The sequence below is a fragment of the Agrobacterium sp. SORGH_AS_0745 genome, assembly GCF_030818995.1.
Lineage (GTDB): Bacteria > Pseudomonadota > Alphaproteobacteria > Rhizobiales > Rhizobiaceae > Agrobacterium > Agrobacterium tumefaciens.
On record NZ_JAUTBI010000003.1, the window covers coordinates 1,249,622 to 1,268,730 of the forward strand.

A 19,109-nucleotide genomic window follows, 5' to 3' on the forward strand; every position below is an offset into this window, starting at 1 on the left:
GGTAGTTACTCTTTCGGAGCCGGTCCTGTGGAGGCGCGGACGACAAGTTCCGCCTTCCAGAGCTCCTGATGAGGTTCGGTCTGGTTAAGCTTGATCCGGTTGATCAGGCGCTGCCCGACACGCACCCCCGCCGCCCGCAGGGATGAGCGGGTGGTGGTGAGAGGCACCGAGAAATTGTCGGGCTTCAACAGCGGCAACACATCGTCATGGGCAATCAGCGAAATATCCTTGCCCGGTTTCAAGCCGCGCTGGTTGAGCGAGCGGATCACGCCGAGTGCCAATGCGGTACTGGCGCATACAATGGCGGTTGGTCTTTCCGGCTGTGACAACAGCGCTTCCATGCCGAGATAACCCTCCTCATCGGTCATGCTGCTGTGTCTTGTGTGTTCCGGGCGCAATGTCAGCCCATTTGCCGTTAGCGCCTTTTCCACCCCGAGACAGCGGCGGAAGGTGAAGTCGTAGCCCTCCGGCCCGTTAAGAAGCCCGATCCGCTTGTGGCCAAGCTGAAGCAGCAGCTGGGTCGCATCGCGAAATGCGGCCTCATTGTCCACGTCGAGAAAGGGATAATCCTCTTCCACGCCGATGGAGCGGCCATGGACGAGGAAGGGCAGGGAAAGCGATTGCATCATGGCGATGCGGGCGTCGTTCTTCTTCATATAGGCGAGGTAGATGCCATCGACGCTGCCGCTCGCCGCCAGCCCCCGCAGGGCTTCCCGTTCCTTTTCCGGCTCAGTGGGCGTGATGACGAGGTGAAATCCGCTGCGAGCCGCTTCTTCGCCTAGACCGCTCAGGAATTCGCCGAAATGCACATCCGAGCGGTGGTGCTCGCCAACCGGCATGACCAGTCCGATGGAGCCGACCTTGCCGGTCGCCAACCGTTGCGCCGCGGCATTCGGGCGATATCCGGTCTTTTCGGCGGCTTCCATGACGCGGCGGCGCGTCTCTGCGCTCACCTCGGGATATCCGTTGAGCGCTCTGCTGACGGTTGTCTGAGAAATCCCCAGCAGTTGCGACAACTGTTTCAGGTTCATGTTTGTTTTTCCTCCATGCGCGCGCATCGGAAATGGCAAAAGCCTCTCCTCTAACTCCCAAAGCGCTTTAGTTTTTTACCAGTCCCTGCCGGTTTTCTCAATCGAAAACGATAGCCGCCTTTCTAAGTAAGTATGACTATTCATACGACAATGCGGCATGTCCAGCGAAAGAGCCTCTTGACTCCTTCTCAATGACAATGAGATGAATAGGCAGCCAAAGCGCTTTGATTTATGGGAGATGCTTTGAGCCTTTTATGTGATGGGAGGTAAATCACATGCAGAAGACCTTTTTGGCGACGGCGGCTTCTATAGTGCTGCTGTCGGGTTCGGCCTTTGCCGCCGATCTGAAATTCGCGCCCGGTCAGGATGCCAAGTTCAACTGGAAAAGCTACGAAGACTTCAAGGCGGCCCATGCCGATCTGAAAGGTCAGACGCTGACGATTTTCGGGCCCTGGCGCGGTGAGGACGAGGCGCTGTTCCAGACGGTGCTGGCCTATTTCTCCGATGCGACCGGCGTGAACGTCCGCTATTCCTCCTCGGAAAACTACGAACAGCAGATCGTCATCGATACGCAGGCGGGTTCTCCGCCCAACATCGCCATCCTGCCGCAGCCCGGTCTTCTGGCCGATCTCGCCGCAAAGGGTTTTCTGGTTCCGCTCGGCGATGAGACGGCAAACTGGGTCAAGGACAATTACGGCGCAGGCCAGTCCTGGGTTGATCTCGGCAGCTACAAGGGCAAGGACGGCAACAAAGCTTACTTTGCATTTCCCTTCAAGGCCGACGTGAAGTCGCTCGTCTGGTACGTACCTGAGAACTTCGAGGAAGCGGGCTATAAAGTGCCCGAGAGCATGGAAGACCTGTTCAAGCTGACGGACCAGATCGTTGCCGATGGCGGCACACCCTGGTGCATCGGCCTCGGTTCCGGCGGTGCGACCGGCTGGCCGGCAACGGACTGGGTGGAAGACCTGATGCTGCGCACGCAGCCACTCGACGTCTATCAGAAATGGACGACGAACGAGGTGAAGTTCACCGATCCGGCCGTCGTTGCGGCAATCAATGAATTCGGCAAATTCGCCAAGAACGAAAAATATGTCAGCGGCGGCGTTGCGGCTGTGGCCTCCACCGACTTCCGCGACAGCCCGAAGGGTCTCTTCGACATTCCGCCGAAGTGCTACCTCCACCATCAAGCGTCCTTCGTGCCGTCCTTCTTCCCTGATGGTACCAAGGTCGGAACGGATGTGGATTTCTTCTATATGCCGACCTATGCCGCAAAGCCTGAACTCGGCAAGCCGGTTCTGGGCGCCGGCACGCTCGTCACCATCACCAAGGAAGCGCCCGCCGCCAAGGCTTTCGTCGATTTCCTGAAAACCCCGATTGCGCATGAAGTGTGGATGGCACAATCCAGCTTCCTGACGCCATACAAGGGTGTGAACGTCGATACCTATGCCAATGAGCAGATGAAGCGCCAGGGCGAAATCCTGACCACCGCGACGACCTTCGGCTTTGACGGTTCCGACCTGATGCCGGGCAAGATCGGCGCGGGTGCATTCTGGACCGGCATGATCGATTTCGTCGGCGGCAAGTCCGCCGATCAGGTCGCCGCCGATATCCAGAAGGCCTGGGACGGCCTGAAGTAACCTCAACAGAGCTTGGCCCGGCGGTGATGCCGCCGGGCCTTTGCCAACGGAATGGCGCGTCGACCGCATAAAATCAGCGCGGCGCGGAGAAGATCAAGGGAGGGAATATGGCTCAACAACTCGTTTCTGCCATAGGCGTCATGGTAGCAGGCGTTTTTGCCTGTGCCGCCTATTATTGGCTATCCGACAAACTGTTGCAGGTGATCTTTCCCGTCCGCTCGGGAGACGTGTTGCAGGCATCCCGCAACCTCAACCGCCGCGCGGCGGTCCGGCCCTGGCTGTTCATCGGCCCCGCCCTCCTGCTTCTTCTCGTTTATCTGGTCTATCCCGTCATCGCCACGCTGATCCTCTCGTTCCATGACCGGACCGGCGCCGAATTCGTCGGCCTTGCCAACTATCGCTGGGCATTTTTCGATGCGGGTTTCCGCCAGTCGATCTTCAACAACATTCTCTGGCTGGCCGTGGTGCCGGCTGCCTGCACCTTCTTCGGCCTCGTCATCGCCGTCATGACCGACCGCATCTGGTGGGGCAATATCGCCAAATCCATCGTCTTCATGCCGATGGCTATCTCCTTCGTCGGTGCCTCCGTCATCTGGAAATTCATTTACGAGTATCGCGCCGAAGGTCAGGTGCAGATCGGTCTCCTCAACGCCGTCGTCGAGTTTTTCGGCGGCAGCCCGGAGGTGTGGATTTCCATGCCCTTCTGGAACAACTTTTTCCTGATGGTCATCCTCATCTGGATTCAGACCGGCTTTGCCATGGTCATCCTGTCGGCAGCGCTGCGCGGCATTCCGGAAGAGACAATCGAAGCGGCCGTCATCGATGGCGCCAATGGCTGGCAGATCTTCTGGAAGATCATGGTCCCGCAAATCTGGGGCACCATCGCCGTCGTCTGGACGACGATCACCATTCTCGTTCTCAAGGTTTTCGACATCGTGCTGACCATGACCAACGGTCAGTGGAACACCATGGTTCTCGCCAATCTCATGTTCGACTGGATGTTCCGCGGCGGCGGTGACAGTGGCCGAAGTGCGGTCATAGCGCTCATCATCATGGCGGCGGTCACCCCGATCATGGTCTGGAACATCCGCCAGGCGAACCGCGAGATGGAGGGCCGCTGAGATGGATATCGTAAAACGTCTGCGCCGCGTCGGCCTGCCGCGCCTCATCGTCCATGCCAGCGTGCTGGTCGTCGTGCTTCTCTGGCTTCTGCCCACACTCGGTATTCTCGTAAGTTCCCTGCGCGACAAGGACCAGATCACCGTGTCAGGCTGGTGGACGGCCTTTTCCAGTTCCGAGCAGACCGCGGCGGTTCGCCTTGCCGACGCTGCCGTGCAGAAGCAGGACGGGAACCGCTACGTCATATCAGGTAATGTTTTTGAAAGCGGACAGGGGGGCAAGGTTGCAGCCTTCGGCGTTCGCGTGCAGGAGCCGACGGCCTTCAAAGCCGGTGAAGCGGCAGATATCGGCGACGGGGAAACGCTGCTCGTCAATACGGACGGCACCTACGAATACAGCAAGGCCTCAAGCTTCGAGGGCTCTCGCGGCAAGCGCGTCTATATTTCCGTCGCGACACCGCCGGTCTTCACACTCGACAATTATCGAACCGTCCTGACATCGGAAGGCATCGGCCAGTCCTTCGTCAACTCGCTGACAGTCGCCGTTCCGGCAACCGTCATTCCGATCCTCATCGCCGCCTTTGCCGCCTATGCGCTGTCATGGATGAGCTTTTCCGGCCGCAATTTTCTGATTGCGATGGTGGTGGGCCTGATCGTCGTACCGTTGCAGATGTCGCTGATACCGCTCCTGAAACTCTACAACGAAATCGGCAATATCTTCGGCGTACCCTCCAAGACCTATGCCGGCATCTGGCTGGCCCACACCGCCTTCGGTCTGCCGCTCGCCATCTACCTGTTGCGCAACTACATTTCCGGCCTGCCGAAAGAGATCATCGAAAGTGCGCGTGTCGACGGCGCGAGCGATTTCGAAATCTTCGTCAAGATCATCCTGCCGCTGTCCTTCCCGGCGCTCGCCTCCTTCGCCATCTTCCAGTTCCTGTGGACCTGGAACGACCTGCTCGTCGCCATGGTCTTCCTCGGCACGCAGAAGGATGAGCTGGTGCTGACCGGTGCTTTGAACGCGCTGCTCGGTTCGCGCGGCGGCAACTGGGAAATTCTCACCGCCTCGGCCTTCGTTACCATTGTCGTGCCGCTCGGCGTCTTCTTTGCCCTTCAACGTTATCTCGTGCGTGGCCTGCTCTCAGGCTCCGTCAAGGGAGGCTGATTATCCATGAACGCCCATACCAGACAGGATGAGACTATGACCGCTCCGGTGATTTCCGCTTTGACGCCCAACAAGGATTGGTGGCGCGGCGCCGTGATCTATCAGATCTACCCGCGCTCCTATCAGGACTCCAATGGCGACGGCATCGGCGATCTCAAGGGCATCACCGACCGGTTGGCGCATATTGCCGGTCTCGGTGCCGACGCCATCTGGATTTCGCCCTTCTTCACCTCGCCAATGAAGGATTTCGGTTACGACGTCTCGAATTATGTCGATGTCGATCCGATGTTCGGTACGCTTGCCGATTTCGACGGGTTGATCGCGGAAGCGCACCGTCTGGGTATCCGCGTCATGATCGACCTCGTCATGTCGCACACGTCTGACCAGCATCCGTGGTTCGTGGAAAGCCGCGCCAGCCGCAACAATCCGAAATCGGACTGGTATGTCTGGTCGGACAGCAAGCCGGATGGCACGCCGCCCAACAACTGGCTGTCGATCTTCGGCGGCTCCGGCTGGCAGTGGGACCCCACCCGCATGCAATATTACATGCACAACTTCCTGACCTCGCAGCCGGATCTCAACCTGCATAATCCGGAAGTGCAGGAAGAACTGCTCAATATCACCCGCTTCTGGCTGAAGCGCGGCGTCGATGGTTTCCGCCTCGATACCATCAATTTCTATTTCCATGATCTGGAATTGCGCGACAACCCGGCGCTGGCGCCGGAGCGCCGCAACGCCTCCACGGCACCTGCGGTCAATCCCTACAATTTCCAGGAACATCTCTACGACAAGAACCGCCCCGAAAACATCGCCTTTCTGAAACGCTTCCGCGCCGTGCTGGACGAGTTTCCGGATATCGCCGCTGTCGGCGAAGTGGGCGACAGCCAGCGCGGACTCGAAATCGTCGGTGAATACACCTCCGGCGACGACAAGATGCAGATGTGCTACGCCTTCGAATTCCTGGCGCCGGATGCGCTCACGCCGCAGCGTGTTGCCGATGTGCAGGCGGATTTTGCCAGGGCCGCACCGGAAGGCTGGGCCTGCTGGGCTTTCTCCAATCACGATGTCGTTCGCCATGTCAGCCGCTGGGGCGAGCATGTCGAGGACAAGGACGCTTTCGCCAAGGTGCTCTCGGCGTTGTTGATGACGCAGCGCGGCTCCGTCTGCATCTATGAGGGTGAAGAGCTGGGCCTTACTGAAGCCGATATTGCTTTTGAGGATTTGCAGGACCCCTACGGCATCCAGTTCTGGCCGGAATTTAAGGGCCGCGACGGTTGCCGCACACCGATGGTGTGGGATGCGGGCCATGCGCAGGCCGGCTTTTCGACCTCGGACAAGACCTGGCTGCCCATTCCGGCCGAACACAAGCAGCGCGCCGTCAGCGCCCAGCAGGGCAATGAGGCATCCGTGCTGGAGCACTACCGCCGCTTCCTTTCCTTCCGCAAAAAGCATCCCGCTTTTGCCAAGGGCGGCATCGAATTCCAGCCAGTGGAGGGCGACGTGCTGAGCTACACCCGCACGCTCGGCAACGAAACCGTTCTGTGCCTCTTCAATCTGTCCGCGACACCGGCAAAGGCGACGCTGCCGGAAGGGAACTGGGAGGTTCTCGAAGGCCACGGCTTTGCAAGCGGTGTGGACGGCAGAAGCGTAGAACTTCCGGCATGGGGCGCTTTCTTCGCCCGTTACGCCTGATAGAGCAGGGAGGAACAACCCATGACAAGTCTCGTTCTCAAGGATATCCGCAAATCATACGGGCAGGTAAAAGTCCTGCACGGCATCGATCTGGAGATCGAACAGGGCGAATTCATCGTTTTCGTCGGGCCGTCCGGCTGCGGGAAATCGACGTTGCTGCGCATGATTGCGGGTCTGGAGGAAATCACCGGCGGTGAGATGTTTATCGACGGCCAGCTGGTCAATGAAATCCCGCCCTCGCGTCGCGGCATTGCCATGGTGTTCCAGTCCTATGCGCTTTATCCGCATATGACTGTTTACGACAACATGGCCTTCGGCATGAAGATCGCCAAGGAAAACAAGCAGGAGATCGACCGCCGCGTCCGCGCCGCTGCCGAAATCCTGCAGCTGACGCAATATCTGGAGCGTTTGCCCAAGGCTCTTTCTGGCGGCCAGCGCCAGCGCGTCGCCATCGGCCGTGCCATTTGCCGCAATCCCAAGGTGTTCCTGTTCGACGAACCCCTGTCGAACCTCGATGCCGCGCTGCGCGTCGCAACCCGCATCGAGATCGCCAAGCTCAATGAGCAGATGGCAGACACGACGATGATCTACGTCACCCACGATCAGGTGGAGGCGATGACGCTGGCCGACCGTATCGTCGTTTTGAATGCGGGTCGTGTGGAACAGGTCGGCCCGCCGCTGGAACTTTACGAAAACCCCGCCAACCTCTTCGTGGCGCGGTTCATCGGCTCGCCCGCCATGAACATCATTGCGGCAAAAATTGCCGTAACCGGGGAGCGGACTTCGATCGAACTTGCCGGAGGCAAGACGCTGAACATCGTCGTTCCCACGCCTGCAACCGAGCAGGGCAAGGCCGCGAGCTTCGGTGTCCGGCCGGAGGATTTGAGCATCGTCACCGGCGACGATTATCTTTTCGAGGGAAAAGTCGCGATCGTCGAGGCTCTCGGTGAAGTGACCCTGCTTTATCTCGAAGCGCCCAAGGGGCAGGAGCCGATCATCGTCAAGGTGCCGGGCATCGTATCCGTCGCCAAGGGTCAGACCCTGCGTTTTGCGGCACCGCAGGCAAAGCTCCATCTCTTTGATGCCGAGGGCAAGAACTACCGCAGATAGTTGCGGAAACAATGGCCGTGAGCTTCAGGAAACATGCCCCGGAACGTCCCGTTCCGGGGTTTTTTCATGATATTTTGCCGCTGTGGAAAAATGCCAAAAATGTTCCGTCTTCGGTCTGTTTAAGGTGACGCTGATATGAATTGTTAAAGACTACGTTTTAATCTTGGAGACGTTGAAAGAGCATGGAGGTCAGGGCGTGCAGAGCAGTGCGGGTGTTATCAAGAACAGTTACCTGACCAAGGAAGAATCCTTCATGTACGACCGCGAAGGCCGGTTTCGCATGGAAGACACCATGAATGCGGCGCGCATCGAATATACCGAGAAGGCCGTCATGCATATGGCCGCTCGCCGTTGCGACGTCATTCGCATTTCCCAGACCGAGGCCGTGCTGGCGCTGCTGACGAAATACAATCTTCCGAACCAGTTCTATCTGGATATTCCCGACGCCCGCATCACCAAGATCGGTTGCGTTATGTTGCGCGTCAACGCCAACAACACCATCCACGTCCGTTTTCTGCGCATGTTGACGCAAAAGGAACTCGACCGCATTTTCGTGTTCAGCACGCATCCGGCGCACAAGGACCGGAAGCTCGATATCCGGTCTTTCTAAGGGGCTGGAGAATCTCCGGCTTCAGGAAAGCCCACCCAGAACCGTCTGCTTCAGCTTCACATCCGGCACTTCCGCAAAGGCAAGATCGCTGCGGCCGAAATAGGATTTCTGGTTGGTGGCGGACCAGTCGTTGCAGACCAGTTTGTATCGCTCTCTCGCGACCGGTTTTTCCGGCATGGCGTAAAGATAATCGCCGGTGCGGTCAGCAAGCGGAATGTCGCCGTCCTGATTGCAGCGCTTGAGGATTTGCGCAAGCGTTTCGCCATCCACTTCCGTCACCATCAGCTTGCCGTCGAAACGCAGCGAGGCGTTGAAATCGTAGCGGCGGATATCGCCCCTTGGCAAACCAGCGCCGAAGGAGGTGTGGCCGATGAAGCCGACATCCGCGCCGGTTTTTGTGGCGATTAGCTGCGCCACACGGCGTCCTGCCTCGTCAACTGTCATCGCCTTTTCCGTTTTGCCGACAACCGCCTTCTCTTCTGCCGTCAGATGTTTGTCGAGCGTCTGTTCGATCAGGCCTTTGAGCGCCGGGGAGGAGGGGGCGTCGCTGTCGATGGCGACGGTCTCGATCGTCGGCGCCTTGCCAGCAGCTTCGATCGTCGCAATGGCCATGGAGGTGCACCATGAGCCCGTGTGGACATAGCGCGTCGCACCCTGTTCATGCACGAAGTTCAGGTGATCGTGGCCGCCGACCAGCAGGGTGCCATCGGGCAGCAACGGCAGGATATCGCGGTCGGCAACGACACCGGCGTGGCTGAGAACGATGTTGATCGCCTCCGGCTTGACGATTGCAGGCAGATTCGCCTTGGCCCATTCCACAGGCTGCGGAATATCCAGCATCTCACGCGTCGCCTTCGGATAGGTATTGATCGCGTTGGTGGCAAGGCCCGCAACGACGACCGTCCGTCCGCCCACACTCACCTCCGCACTGGCCGGTGCATAGGGTGCGCCGCTGCGCTTGTCGATGATGTTGGACAGCACGGTAATGCCGAGCGCGCGGGCACGACTGACGAAATTGGCGAGGTCGTTATCGATATCCGGTTCATGGTTGCCGATATTGATGACGGTGGGCGCGAGCCTGGCGAGCGCCGAGAGGAACGTCCACTCGATTTCGCCAGACGACCGTGTCGCCACCGCATTGCCGGTTTCGAACAGGTCGCCGTTCAGAAGAATAATGTGGGGCGTCTTTTCAGCCGCGATGCGCATTTCTATGGCTGCTAGGAGCTGCCCGATGCGCTCATAGGCCGAATGCAGGTCGGAAATCACGATTGCACGCAGGGCCACATCCTGCGCTTCCGCCGGCGTTGCCACCACCATCAGCGGCAGTATGGCGGTGCCAGCCATAAGCTTCAGCACGTCACGGCGTTTGCTTGAGAAAATCGTCATGTCTGGCCCCATCATCTTGAAATGCGTCATCGTCCCGCGGCTGGCTGAGAAGCCCCTATAGGGCGATCATCACAGCCGCATGACAAGTTTGGCGTTTAAGAGACGGGAAATAAAGCGGTTTCAGCGCGAGTTATGCGGGTCATGCCAAGAGGGTGCGGAGGCGAGGCCGAATCCGGCCTTCGCCTCCGGACGATCAATGGAACAGAACGCTGGCGCCCTGGTCGGCAGGGCCGACATTACGGCGGAACGGGGCGAAAAGTTCGCGGCCCATGCCCCATTCGTTGGCGGAAAGGTCGGCGCGCGCCGGTTCGCGCTTTGCCAGCTCTGCGGCTGGAACAAGCACTTCAAGCGTTCCGGAAATGGCGTCGAGACGGATGATGTCGCCATCGCGGATGAGCGAGATCGGGCCGCATTCGGAAGCTTCCGGCGTGACATGGATGGCGGCCGGCACCTTGCCGGAAGCGCCGGACATGCGTCCGTCCGTTACCAGCGCCACCTTGAAGCCGCGATCCTGCAGCACGCCAAGTGGCGGTGTCAGGCGGTGCAGTTCCGGCATGCCGTTGGCCTTCGGACCCTGGAAGCGGACGACAGCGATGAAATCGCGGTTGAGCTTGCCGTCCTTGAAGGCATCCTGAAGCTCCTGCTGGTCGCTAAAGACGATCGCGGGCGCCTCGATGATATGGCGTTCGGGCTTGACGGCGGAGATCTTGATGACCGATTTGCCGAGGTTGCCGGTCAGCATTTTTAGACCGCCGGTCGGCTGGAACGGCGTTTCAATGCTGGCGAGAACCTTGGGATCGTGGCTCTGCTCGGGAGAAGGCTCGCGGGTCACCGCGCCGTTTTCGTCAAGCTTTGCATCCACGGTGTAGGCTTCGAGCCCCTGTCCGAAGACGGTGCGGACATCGTCATGCACGAAGCCCTGTTTCAAAAGCTGCTTGATGAGGAAGCCCATGCCGCCTGCGGCGTGGAAATGGTTCACATCCGCAAGACCGTTGGGATAAACGCGGGCAAGCAGCGGCACGGTATCCGACAGGTCGGAAATATCCTGCCAGGTGAGGATGATGCCTGCTGCGCGCGCCATGGCGATCAGATGCATGGTGTGGTTGGTCGAGCCGCCCGTCGCGTGCAGGCCAACGACGCCGTTGACGATCGAGCGCTCATCGATCATTTCGCCGGCGGGCGTGAACTCGTTGCCCTGCGCGGTGATGGCGAGCGCCCGCTTGGCGGCCTCGCGTGTCAGCGCGTCGCGCAGCGGCGTGCCGGGATTGATGAAGGAAGAGCCGGGCATATGGAAACCCATGATCTCCATCAGCATCTGGTTGGAATTTGCCGTGCCGTAGAAGGTGCAGGTGCCGGGACCATGATAGGATTTGGACTCCGCCTCCAGCAGCTCGGCGCGCCCCACCTTGCCCTCTGCATAAAGCTGGCGAATGCGGGATTTCTCGTCGTTCGGCAGGCCGGTGGTCATAGGCCCGGCGGGGATGAAGATGGAGGGTAGGTGACCGAAGGAAAGCGCTGCGATGACGAGGCCGGGAACGATCTTGTCGCAGACACCGAGATAGACGGCGGCGTCGAACATGTTATGCGACAGGCCGATGCCGGCAGCCATGGCGATGGCATCACGGGAGAATAGCGAGAGCTCCATGCCCGGCTGGCCCTGGGTTACGCCGTCGCACATGGCAGGCACGGCACCCGCGACCTGCGCCACGCCGCCGGCTTGCGCTGCGGCCTCGCGGATGATTGCCGGAAAGGTCTCGTAGGGCTGGTGCGCCGACAGCATGTCGTTATAGGCGGTGATGATGCCGAGATTACCAACCCGGTCGCCGGCAAGGAGGTCCTTGTCGGCGGGGGAACAGACAGCAAATCCATGCGCGAGGTTACCGCAGGAGAGAGTGGAGCGATGAACGCCCTTCGAAACCTGCAGCCGCAGCCGCTCTAGATAGGTCTCGCGGTAAGGCTTGGAGCGTTCGACGATGCGGGCGGTAATGGCCTGAATGCGGGAATCGGCGGACATGAGCGTTCATCCTGTTCGTTGGTCGAGAACCGGCGTTCCGGGAGATGAAGGACCGGTTATCGTGTTTTCGTCTTGTGTCGTCGGGCGCTGTCGCGGGGCCGCTTGCGCGGCAACCGCATCCAGTTATGGCGCCCAGTAAATATCCAGGGCGGTTTCTGCCCGGTTCAGCACGGCGCGGATCGGCATTTCGTCCTCATCCTCGCCCGACTGTGCTTTTTCAAGCGTCGCCTTTTTTGCTGCACCTTCGATGTGGAGCACCAGAAAACCTGCATCGTGAAGGCTGGAGAAGTTGAACGTCAACCGTTCTTCCCCCGCGGTTTCCGCCGCCATGGTCAAAACGCCGCGCGGTTCGTCAAGGTCGAGCGCTTCGTAGAGATTGTCGCCACCGGGAAAGAACGATGCCGTATGCCCATCCGTTCCCATGCCCAGCACGACGACATCAAAAGGATCGCAGATCGCTTCGGTCTTGACGGTCGCAAGCGTCGCTGCATCCTCAGGCGAGGCCGCGGGCTGGAACAGCGGCACGAAATAGGCCGCCTTCGCCTTGTCCTGCAACAGGTTCTCGCTGACCAGCCGGTGGTTCGAGCGCTCGCTCTCCGGCGGCACGAACCGTTCGTCCACCAGCGTCACGCTGATGTTGCTCCAGTCGAGATCATGATGGGAAAGCGCCTGGAAGAACAGCTTGGGCGTTGAACCGCCCGAAACGGCAATGCTTGCCGTTCCGTATTCTTTCGTTGCTGCGTCGAGACGCGCGGCGACATCCGCCGCCAGGGTTTTCGCCAGTTCAGCGGCTGTGTCGAAGACATGGATTGTTTCGCTCATACCCGCGCCCTCAGTCAGCGTCGTGCCAGGTGCGGCCGTCGCGCTCGATCAGTGCGATCGAGCCGCTCGGACCCCAGGTTCCGGCAGTATAACCCTGTACGCCCTGTCCCAGCTCTTCCCAGCTCTTGAGGATAGGATCGACCCAGTCCCAGGCCGCTTCCACTTCGTCGCGGCGCATGAACAGTGTCTGGTTGGAGCGGATGGTATCCATCAAAAGCCGCTCATAGGCATCGGGGCTGCGCACATTGAAGGCTTCGGCAAAGCTCATGTCCAGCGAGACCTGACGCAGACGCATGCCGCCCGGGCCGGGATCCTTGATGAGCAGCGACTGCTTGACGCCTTCGTCCGGTTGGAGGCGAATGACCAGCTTGTTGGCTTCGATCTTGCCGGCCGCATCGTCGAAGATCGAATGCGGGATCTGCTTGAACGTGACGACGATTTCCGAAACGCGGGTCGCAAGGCGTTTTCCCGTGCGAATGTAGAAAGGAACGCCGGCCCAGCGCCAGTTGGCGATTTCGGCCTTGATGGCGACGAAGGTTTCCGTGTTGGAAACGCCGCCCTCCAGCTCCTCCAGATAACCTTTCACCGGGCCGCCTGCGGAAGCGCCGGCGCGGTACTGGCCGCGAACCGTCAGCTTTTCGACATTGGTGGTGTTGATCGGCTTCAGCGAGCGCAGGACCTTGAGCTTTTCGTCACGCACGGCTTCCGCGTTCATGGAAGCGGGCGGCTCCATGGCAACGAGGCAAAGCAATTGCAGAATGTGGTTTTGCACCATGTCGCGCAACGCACCGGCCGTATCGTAATATCCGGCGCGACCCTCAAGGCCGACAGCTTCTGCGACCGTGATCTGCACGTGGTCGATATGGGCGGAATTCCAAAGCGGCTCGTAAAGCGCGTTGGCAAAACGCAGTGCCATCAGGTTCTGCACCGTCTCCTTGCCGAGATAGTGGTCTATGCGGAAGATCTGTTCTTCCTTGAAGACGTGGCCGATGGTGTCGTTGAGTTCCTGCGCCGAGGCAAGGTCGCGGCCGATCGGCTTTTCGACGACGATGCGGGTCGAGCGGGTGATAAGCTTGTGTTCGCGGATCTTGTCGGCGATATCGCCGAAAATGCCGGGCGCAACAGCGAGATAGAAGGCGCGTATGCGCTCCTTGCCCTCATCGAGCAGCTTCTTCAACACGTCCCATCCGTTGCCGGATTTTGCGTCGACGGGAACGTAGAAAAGCCGGTTGAGGAACAGCGCAACCTGCGCATCATCATATTCGCCCGCCTTTAGATGCTCCTTCAGCGCGTCTTGCGCGAATTTGCGATATTCCTCATGGCTCATGACCGAACGCGACGCGCCGATGATGCGGGTCGGCTCCGTGAACTGGCCTTCGACCTGACGGTGATAAAGGGCCGGCAAAAGCTTGCGCTCTGCCAAATCGCCTGTGCCGCCGAAAACGACACAATCAAAAGCTTCAACAGGAATGATCTGACTGCTCATATCGATACTCTCGATCTTCAAGGGTTGAGGCATCCATAATCTAATCGATTTAAAAATGCCAGTCTCAGTTATGTGAAATTATGAATTTTGGTTTCACGGGTCGAAAACCCGTACCGATTGTCATTGAATGATGCCGGCTAGAAAGCAGGGTTCTTGAACAAGCCTTTGGCCGGCGGCGGAACGGAAAAAAAGAAAAAAACGACGATTGCTGCGATTTTCCCCATCCATGATCGCGGTGATGGCTCATCGACCTTGTGCGAGGCATCTATGCTGTCCAGCAGCAGTCTTGCCTCATGCCGCTGCCACTCCGGCACCCGGATTTCCATGCCTCCGAAAGCGACCGTCAAATGCCAGTTCACGGAAACGATATGGGCCGAGGGCACGGTGGTGTGGATGCCATAGGCGCGCAGAAACGAACACGTCACGGCGGTTTCCGCCATCCCGTAACCGGTCGCAATCGTTACAAGCCTGTCGCTAGGTCTTTCCATCAGATCTCCAGAGGTGGGCGGATTTCCTAAAACCTGTCTCGCAATGCGTACCATGAGAGCGCCAGGAAAAGCAGCGGTGCCCGCAGCGATGCGCCGCCGGGGAACGAAGGAACCTTCAACCGCGCGAATGGCGCCAGCATATCCTGTCTGCCGAGAACGAGATCGGCATAGAGCTTGCCGCAATAGTTCGACAGCATTACCCCGTGTCCAGAATAACCGCCGATGGAGGTGACCCCTGGCATGACTTCCCGCACGAACACCCGCCTTGGCAGGGTGATGCCGACGGAGCCGCCCCAGGAATGGGTGATCTCGACATTTCCGAGTTCGGGATAGATTTCCGCGATCTGCCGGCGAATATGGCTGGAAATGTCGCGCGGCGTATCGGCCGTATAGGCCTCGCGCCCGCCGAACAGCAGCCGGTTGTCGACCGTCTTGCGGAAATAGCGCACCACGAAACGGGAATCGGCCACGGCTTCCTTGCCGGGAATAATGCCAGGATAAGCGTCAAGCGGTGCGGTCGCGCCGATGAAGGAGCGGATGGGCATGATATGGGCCGCCGTCACCGGTTCCAGATTGCCGATATAGGCATTGGTCGCAATCAGCACCCGCGTTGCGGTCAGCGTGCCGGAGGGCGTTTCGATGATGGTCTTGCCGCCCGCCTGGCGTATGGATTTGGCGGGCGTCATTTCATGGATGCCGGCGCCCGCCTCTTTTGCGGCTTTCGCAAGCCCGACCAGCAGCTTCAGCGGATGGATATGGCCGGTGCCGGTATCGCGTGTGCCGCCGAAATAATGGCTGGAGCCGACACGTCTGCGTGCGTCCGCCCGCTCCATGTAGGAAATATGCGGATAGCCGTAGCGATTGTTCATCGCATCGACGCTTTTGCGGTAATCTTCTTCGTAAGCAGCCTTGTGCGCAACATAGAGCTGCCCCGGCAGATACTCCATGTCGATGCCGTGATCGCGGGCGAAGTTGAGGACGTAGTGCTTGGCATCCTCGGCGATATCGAACAGTACCTTGGACTGCTCGAAGCCGATCTCGTCTTCCATCTCGTCGGGAAACGAGCGCTGCCCGGTGCCGAATTGCCCGCCGTTGCGGCCGGACGCGCCGTCGCCGAAACGATGCGCCTCGATCAAGGCGACGGAGACACCGTTGGCGGCAAGATTAAAGGCGGCCTGAAGCCCGGTATAGCCACCGCCGACGACCGCGACGTCCACTGCTTTCGACCCGTCGAGCGCCGGATATTGCGGCCGCTCCTGGGCGCTTGCCTGATACCAGGAAATACCCGGCGCTATCGGGCTTTGCCACGTCATGCTTCAGACCTCACACGTTGAGAAGCAGGAATTCCCGCTCCCATGGGCTGATGACCTGCATGAATGTCTCGAATTCCCCGCGCTTCAGGCCCGCATAAAGGCCGACGAATTCATGGCCGAACACCCGCTCGAACTGTTCTTCGCCTTCCAGCAGCGCCACGGCTTCCAGCAGCCCGCGCGGCAGGTCGATGGAGCCTTCATTGGCCGTATCGGCGGTCGGTTCGGTCGGCTCGATATTGTTGACGATGCCGAGCCAGCCGCAGGCAAGCGAAGCGGCAAGCGCGAGATAGGGATTGGCATCCGAACTCGGCAGGCGGTTTTCGACACGCCTTGCCTGCGGGCTGGAAATCGGCACGCGGAAAGCCGTCGTGCGATTGTCGTAACCCCAGGCATTGTTGACCGGGCAAGCCATGTCAGGCGTCAGGCGGCGATAGGAATTCACGTAAGGAGCAAGCATCACCAGCGCGTTCGGAACATAACGCTGCATGCCGCCGACGAAGGCGAAGAACTCCTTGGACGGGCCGCCGTCCTTGTTGGAGAAGATATTGCGGCCGCTGTCGATCTCCACCACCGACTGGTGGATATGCATGGCCGAACCCGGCTGGCCCTGCATGGGCTTGGCCATGAAGGTGGCGTAGATGCCATGCTTCAATGCTGCTTCACGGATCGTGCGCTTGAACAGGAACACCTGGTCGGCAAGTTCGATCGGATCGCCATGGCGCAGGTTGATTTCCAGCTGGGCCGGGCCTTCCTCATGGATCAGGGTATCGATCTCGAGGCCCTGTTTTTCGGAGAAGTGATATATATCGTCGATCAGTTCGTCGAACTCGTTGATGCCGGCGATGGAATAGCTCTGCCCACCGACAATGGAGCGTCCGGAGCGGCCTTTCGGCGGATGCAGCGGATAGTCAGGGTCGTCATTCATGGCGACCAGGTAGAATTCGATTTCCGGCGCGACGACCGGCTTCCAGCCTTTTTCCGTGTAAAGCGAAAGCACGTTTTTCAGCACGTTGCGCGGCGTATAGGGAACGAAATTTCCCTCGGCATCCACGACATCGCAGATCACCTGCGCGGTCGGGTCGCTTTCCCATGGCACCACGGACAGCGTGGAAAGATCAGGCACAAGCTTCAGGTCGCTGTCGCGCGGCTCATAGCGGAAGTTTGCCGTCTCATCCGGATATTCGCCCGAGATCGTGTGGCGATAGAGCGCGGAGGGCAGGGCAAGCGAGGTGTCGCCCGTAAATTTCGCCGTCGGCATCATCTTGCCACGCGCAACCCCGGCAAGATCGGGTGTTATGCATTCAATATCCTCAATACCGCGCGCCCTCAACCATTGCGAGGCTTCGCGCCAGGAGGAAACGCCACGGGTAGAGGAAAGGTCGAGGGGAGGTTTCTTTGCCATGGTTGCCTGTTTCTTCGGGCGGAGCATGGTTTTCTTCGGGGGCATGTATCACCGGGTCTGTGTTTCGACTGGCGCCATCATAACCGGAGTTTGGCAATTGGCGAGGGGGAAAGCGCCATTGACAACGGGCGACACTTCGAAAAGAGGAAAGGGAGAAGCAAACGGAAAACAACTATGGCAGACAAATGTGACGTGCTGATTTTGGGGGCGGGGGCTGCCGGCATGATGTGCGCCATCCGCGCCGGCCAGCGCGGCCGCTCCGTCATCATCCTCGACCATGCCAAGGCGCCGGGCGAGAAAATCCGCATCTCCGGCGGCGGCCGCTGCAATTTCACCAACATCCACGCCGGACCGAAGAATTATCTCTCCGCCAACCCGCATTTCGCCAAATCCGCACTTGCCCGTTACACGCCGCGCGATTTCATCGCTCTGGTCGAAAAACACCGTATCGCCTGGCATGAAAAGACGCTTGGGCAGCTGTTCTGCGACGATAGCGCCAAGGAGATCATCCGCATGCTGCTTGGCGAAATGCAGGCTGCGAAGGTGAAATTGAGGCTCGAAACCGCCGTTTCTGATGTCGCCCATGATGGCGGCCGGTTTCGCGTGACGACCTCCGGCGGCGTCATCGAGGCGGAAAGCCTTGTGGTCGCAACGGGCGGCAAGTCGATCCCGAAAATGGGTGCGACCGGTTTTGCCTACCAGATCGCCGAGCAATTTGGCCTGTCGCTCATCGAGACGCGCCCCGGTCTCGTGCCGCTGACGCTTGATCCTGCGGCACTGGAAAGGCTGAGCCCCCTTGCCGGTGTTGCCGTGCCAGCCGAAATTTCCCATGGCAAAACGGCTTTCAACGAAGCACTGCTGTTTACCCATCGGGGCCTGAGCGGCCCGTCGATCCTGCAAATCTCCTCCTATTGGCGGGAGGGCGATACGATCCGCCTGAAACTGGAGCCTGCGCGCGATATCGTCGCCTTGCTAAAGGAAGCGAAACAGAAGAACGGCCGCCAGTCGGCCCAGACCGCTCTTGCGGAAATCCTGCCGAAACGGCTGGCGCAGTATGTCGTCGAAAAATCGGGGCTGACCGGCAACCTTGCCGATATGTCAGACAAGGCTCTGGCGACCTTGGCGAATGAGGTGCAGGACTGGCAGATCAAGCCAGCCGGTTCCGAGGGATATCGCACGGCGGAAGTCACACTTGGCGGCGTGGATACGACCGGCCTCGATTCCCGCAGCATGGCAGCGAAAACCGTGGCGGGCCTCTATTTCATCGGCGAATGTGTTGACGTGACCGGCTGGCTGGGCGGTTATAATTTCCAGTGGGCCTGGGCCTCCGGTCAGGCAGCAGGTGAATTCGCCTGAAACCGCTCGTATTAACACCTTGTTAATGGGCACGGGTCATCCTGACAGAATGCCAGCAAAGCCGAATCTCGTTGTGGTTCCGCTGTACATGATGTCATGCTGGAGGCTCTTAACAGGGCATGGGTCGGTTGAGTTTTTCGTCAGGAGCCCGCGCATGAACAGATCCGCACATCGCCGCCCTCGCGCCATTGCCATCGCCCGCGCCGAAAGCGAGAGCAGGCAGTTGGCCTTTCGCCTGACTGCAATCGCAGCCGGTGCCGTGGCTGCCCTGATCGCCCTTTTTTATTAAGGTCAGGCTCTTCGCTTTCGCCCTTGCAGCAACCGCGATAAACAGCCGCCACGGCCAGGATGCCTCGGCCATATCGGCATAGAATTTCTCTTCCTGCCGGATGGCTTCCCGCCGCGTGCGCGGAGTCTGGTTTTCGATGATGGCCAATGCTGAATAAAATACGTGCATGTCACTCTCCATGTTGCGGAGG

At 59.5% G+C, this 19,109-nt stretch carries 16 protein-coding genes; 7 read left to right on the plus strand and 9 right to left on the minus strand.

Annotation, left to right across the window (positions count from 1 at the left end; translation table 11 throughout):
- Positions 1–5: 5 nt before the first annotated feature.
- Positions 6–1,031, minus strand: coding sequence for a LacI family DNA-binding transcriptional regulator (locus tag QE432_RS15815; protein ID WP_013635488.1), 1,026 nt, complete (start codon positions 1,029–1,031; stop codon positions 6–8).
- A 275-nt stretch (positions 1,032–1,306) separates the two neighbouring features.
- Here QE432_RS15815 and QE432_RS15820 point away from each other — a divergent pair, with 275 nt between their 5' ends.
- The 6 genes from QE432_RS15820 to QE432_RS15845 all read left to right on the plus strand — a co-directional run bounded on the left by QE432_RS15820 (position 1,307) and on the right by QE432_RS15845 (position 8,363).
- On the plus strand, positions 1,307–2,668 hold the full coding sequence (locus QE432_RS15820) for an ABC transporter substrate-binding protein (RefSeq protein WP_306624904.1): 1,362 nt from the start codon (positions 1,307–1,309) through the stop codon (positions 2,666–2,668).
- Positions 2,669–2,775: 107 nt separating this feature from the next.
- Positions 2,776–3,789, plus strand: a complete 1,014-nt coding sequence (locus tag QE432_RS15825; RefSeq protein ID WP_306624906.1) for a carbohydrate ABC transporter permease — start codon at positions 2,776–2,778, stop codon at positions 3,787–3,789.
- A 1-nt stretch (position 3,790) separates the two neighbouring features.
- Positions 3,791–4,951 carry a carbohydrate ABC transporter permease gene (locus QE432_RS15830; protein WP_003515133.1) on the plus strand — a complete coding sequence of 387 codons (1,161 nt, stop codon included), beginning with the start codon at positions 3,791–3,793 and terminating at the stop codon, positions 4,949–4,951.
- Between the two features lie 36 nt (positions 4,952–4,987).
- Positions 4,988–6,643, plus strand: coding sequence for a beta-galactosidase BglA (bglA, locus tag QE432_RS15835; RefSeq protein ID WP_306624909.1), 1,656 nt, complete (start codon positions 4,988–4,990; stop codon positions 6,641–6,643).
- 21 nt (positions 6,644–6,664) lie between these two features.
- Complete coding sequence (locus QE432_RS15840; protein ID WP_003515137.1) at positions 6,665–7,753, plus strand: ABC transporter ATP-binding protein; 1,089 nt, start codon at positions 6,665–6,667, stop codon at positions 7,751–7,753.
- 253 nt (positions 7,754–8,006) lie between these two features.
- Positions 8,007–8,363, plus strand: a complete 357-nt coding sequence (locus QE432_RS15845) for a hypothetical protein (protein WP_034501827.1) — start codon at positions 8,007–8,009, stop codon at positions 8,361–8,363.
- A gap of 21 nt (positions 8,364–8,384) precedes the next feature.
- Here QE432_RS15845 and QE432_RS15850 read toward each other — a convergent pair whose 3' ends face one another.
- The 7 genes from QE432_RS15850 to QE432_RS15880 all read right to left on the minus strand — a co-directional run bounded on the left by QE432_RS15850 (position 8,385) and on the right by QE432_RS15880 (position 17,319).
- The gene (locus tag QE432_RS15850; RefSeq protein WP_111782933.1) at positions 8,385–9,749 is read right to left on the minus strand and encodes a metallophosphoesterase; all 1,365 of its coding nucleotides are present in this window, start codon (positions 9,747–9,749) and stop codon (positions 8,385–8,387) included.
- 193 nt (positions 9,750–9,942) lie between these two features.
- Positions 9,943–11,763 carry a phosphogluconate dehydratase gene (gene edd / locus QE432_RS15855; protein ID WP_111782809.1) on the minus strand — a complete coding sequence of 607 codons (1,821 nt, stop codon included), beginning with the start codon at positions 11,761–11,763 and terminating at the stop codon, positions 9,943–9,945.
- A 123-nt stretch (positions 11,764–11,886) separates the two neighbouring features.
- Positions 11,887–12,585, minus strand: a complete 699-nt coding sequence (gene pgl / locus QE432_RS15860; RefSeq protein WP_019564290.1) for a 6-phosphogluconolactonase — start codon at positions 12,583–12,585, stop codon at positions 11,887–11,889.
- A 10-nt stretch (positions 12,586–12,595) separates the two neighbouring features.
- Complete coding sequence (gene zwf / locus QE432_RS15865) at positions 12,596–14,071, minus strand: glucose-6-phosphate dehydrogenase (RefSeq protein WP_038489859.1); 1,476 nt, start codon at positions 14,069–14,071, stop codon at positions 12,596–12,598.
- 137 nt (positions 14,072–14,208) lie between these two features.
- Complete coding sequence (locus tag QE432_RS15870) at positions 14,209–14,559, minus strand: hypothetical protein (RefSeq protein ID WP_013635497.1); 351 nt, start codon at positions 14,557–14,559, stop codon at positions 14,209–14,211.
- Between the two features lie 26 nt (positions 14,560–14,585).
- Positions 14,586–15,872, minus strand: coding sequence for an NAD(P)/FAD-dependent oxidoreductase (locus QE432_RS15875; RefSeq protein ID WP_306624914.1), 1,287 nt, complete (start codon positions 15,870–15,872; stop codon positions 14,586–14,588).
- A 10-nt stretch (positions 15,873–15,882) separates the two neighbouring features.
- Positions 15,883–17,319 carry a glutamine synthetase family protein gene (locus QE432_RS15880; protein WP_013635499.1) on the minus strand — a complete coding sequence of 479 codons (1,437 nt, stop codon included), beginning with the start codon at positions 17,317–17,319 and terminating at the stop codon, positions 15,883–15,885.
- A gap of 129 nt (positions 17,320–17,448) precedes the next feature.
- Between QE432_RS15880 and QE432_RS15885 the strand changes: the two genes are divergently transcribed.
- Positions 17,449–18,630 carry an NAD(P)/FAD-dependent oxidoreductase gene (locus tag QE432_RS15885; protein ID WP_111804400.1) on the plus strand — a complete coding sequence of 394 codons (1,182 nt, stop codon included), beginning with the start codon at positions 17,449–17,451 and terminating at the stop codon, positions 18,628–18,630.
- Positions 18,631–18,739: 109 nt separating this feature from the next.
- On the opposite strand, the gene QE432_RS15890 is transcribed toward QE432_RS15885, so the two are convergent.
- Complete coding sequence (locus QE432_RS15890; protein ID WP_003515148.1) at positions 18,740–19,087, minus strand: hypothetical protein; 348 nt, start codon at positions 19,085–19,087, stop codon at positions 18,740–18,742.
- Between the last annotated feature and the right edge of the window lie 22 nt (positions 19,088–19,109).

Bases quoted from the DNA above. Each gene is read 5' to 3' on its own strand.
- QE432_RS15880 (WP_013635499.1), bottom strand. From the start codon at position 17,319: ATGCCCCCGAAGAAAACCATGCTCCGCCCGAAGAAACAGGCAACCATG.
- QE432_RS15820 (WP_306624904.1), top strand. From the start codon at position 1,307: ATGCAGAAGACCTTTTTGGCGACGGCGGCTTCTATAGTGCTGCTGTCG.
- QE432_RS15875 (WP_306624914.1), bottom strand. From the start codon at position 15,872: ATGACGTGGCAAAGCCCGATAGCGCCGGGTATTTCCTGGTATCAGGCA.
- QE432_RS15845 (WP_034501827.1), top strand. From the start codon at position 8,007: ATGTACGACCGCGAAGGCCGGTTTCGCATGGAAGACACCATGAATGCG.
- QE432_RS15890 (WP_003515148.1), bottom strand. From the start codon at position 19,087: ATGCACGTATTTTATTCAGCATTGGCCATCATCGAAAACCAGACTCCG.
- edd (WP_111782809.1), bottom strand. From the start codon at position 11,763: ATGTCCGCCGATTCCCGCATTCAGGCCATTACCGCCCGCATCGTCGAA.
- QE432_RS15825 (WP_306624906.1), top strand. From the start codon at position 2,776: ATGGCTCAACAACTCGTTTCTGCCATAGGCGTCATGGTAGCAGGCGTT.
- QE432_RS15870 (WP_013635497.1), bottom strand. From the start codon at position 14,559: ATGGAAAGACCTAGCGACAGGCTTGTAACGATTGCGACCGGTTACGGG.
- zwf (WP_038489859.1), bottom strand. From the start codon at position 14,071: ATGAGCAGTCAGATCATTCCTGTTGAAGCTTTTGATTGTGTCGTTTTC.
- bglA (WP_306624909.1), top strand. From the start codon at position 4,988: ATGACCGCTCCGGTGATTTCCGCTTTGACGCCCAACAAGGATTGGTGG.
- QE432_RS15830 (WP_003515133.1), top strand. From the start codon at position 3,791: ATGGATATCGTAAAACGTCTGCGCCGCGTCGGCCTGCCGCGCCTCATC.
- QE432_RS15885 (WP_111804400.1), top strand. From the start codon at position 17,449: ATGGCAGACAAATGTGACGTGCTGATTTTGGGGGCGGGGGCTGCCGGC.
- QE432_RS15840 (WP_003515137.1), top strand. From the start codon at position 6,665: ATGACAAGTCTCGTTCTCAAGGATATCCGCAAATCATACGGGCAGGTA.
- QE432_RS15815 (WP_013635488.1), bottom strand. From the start codon at position 1,031: ATGAACCTGAAACAGTTGTCGCAACTGCTGGGGATTTCTCAGACAACC.
- pgl (WP_019564290.1), bottom strand. From the start codon at position 12,585: ATGAGCGAAACAATCCATGTCTTCGACACAGCCGCTGAACTGGCGAAA.
- QE432_RS15850 (WP_111782933.1), bottom strand. From the start codon at position 9,749: ATGACGATTTTCTCAAGCAAACGCCGTGACGTGCTGAAGCTTATGGCT.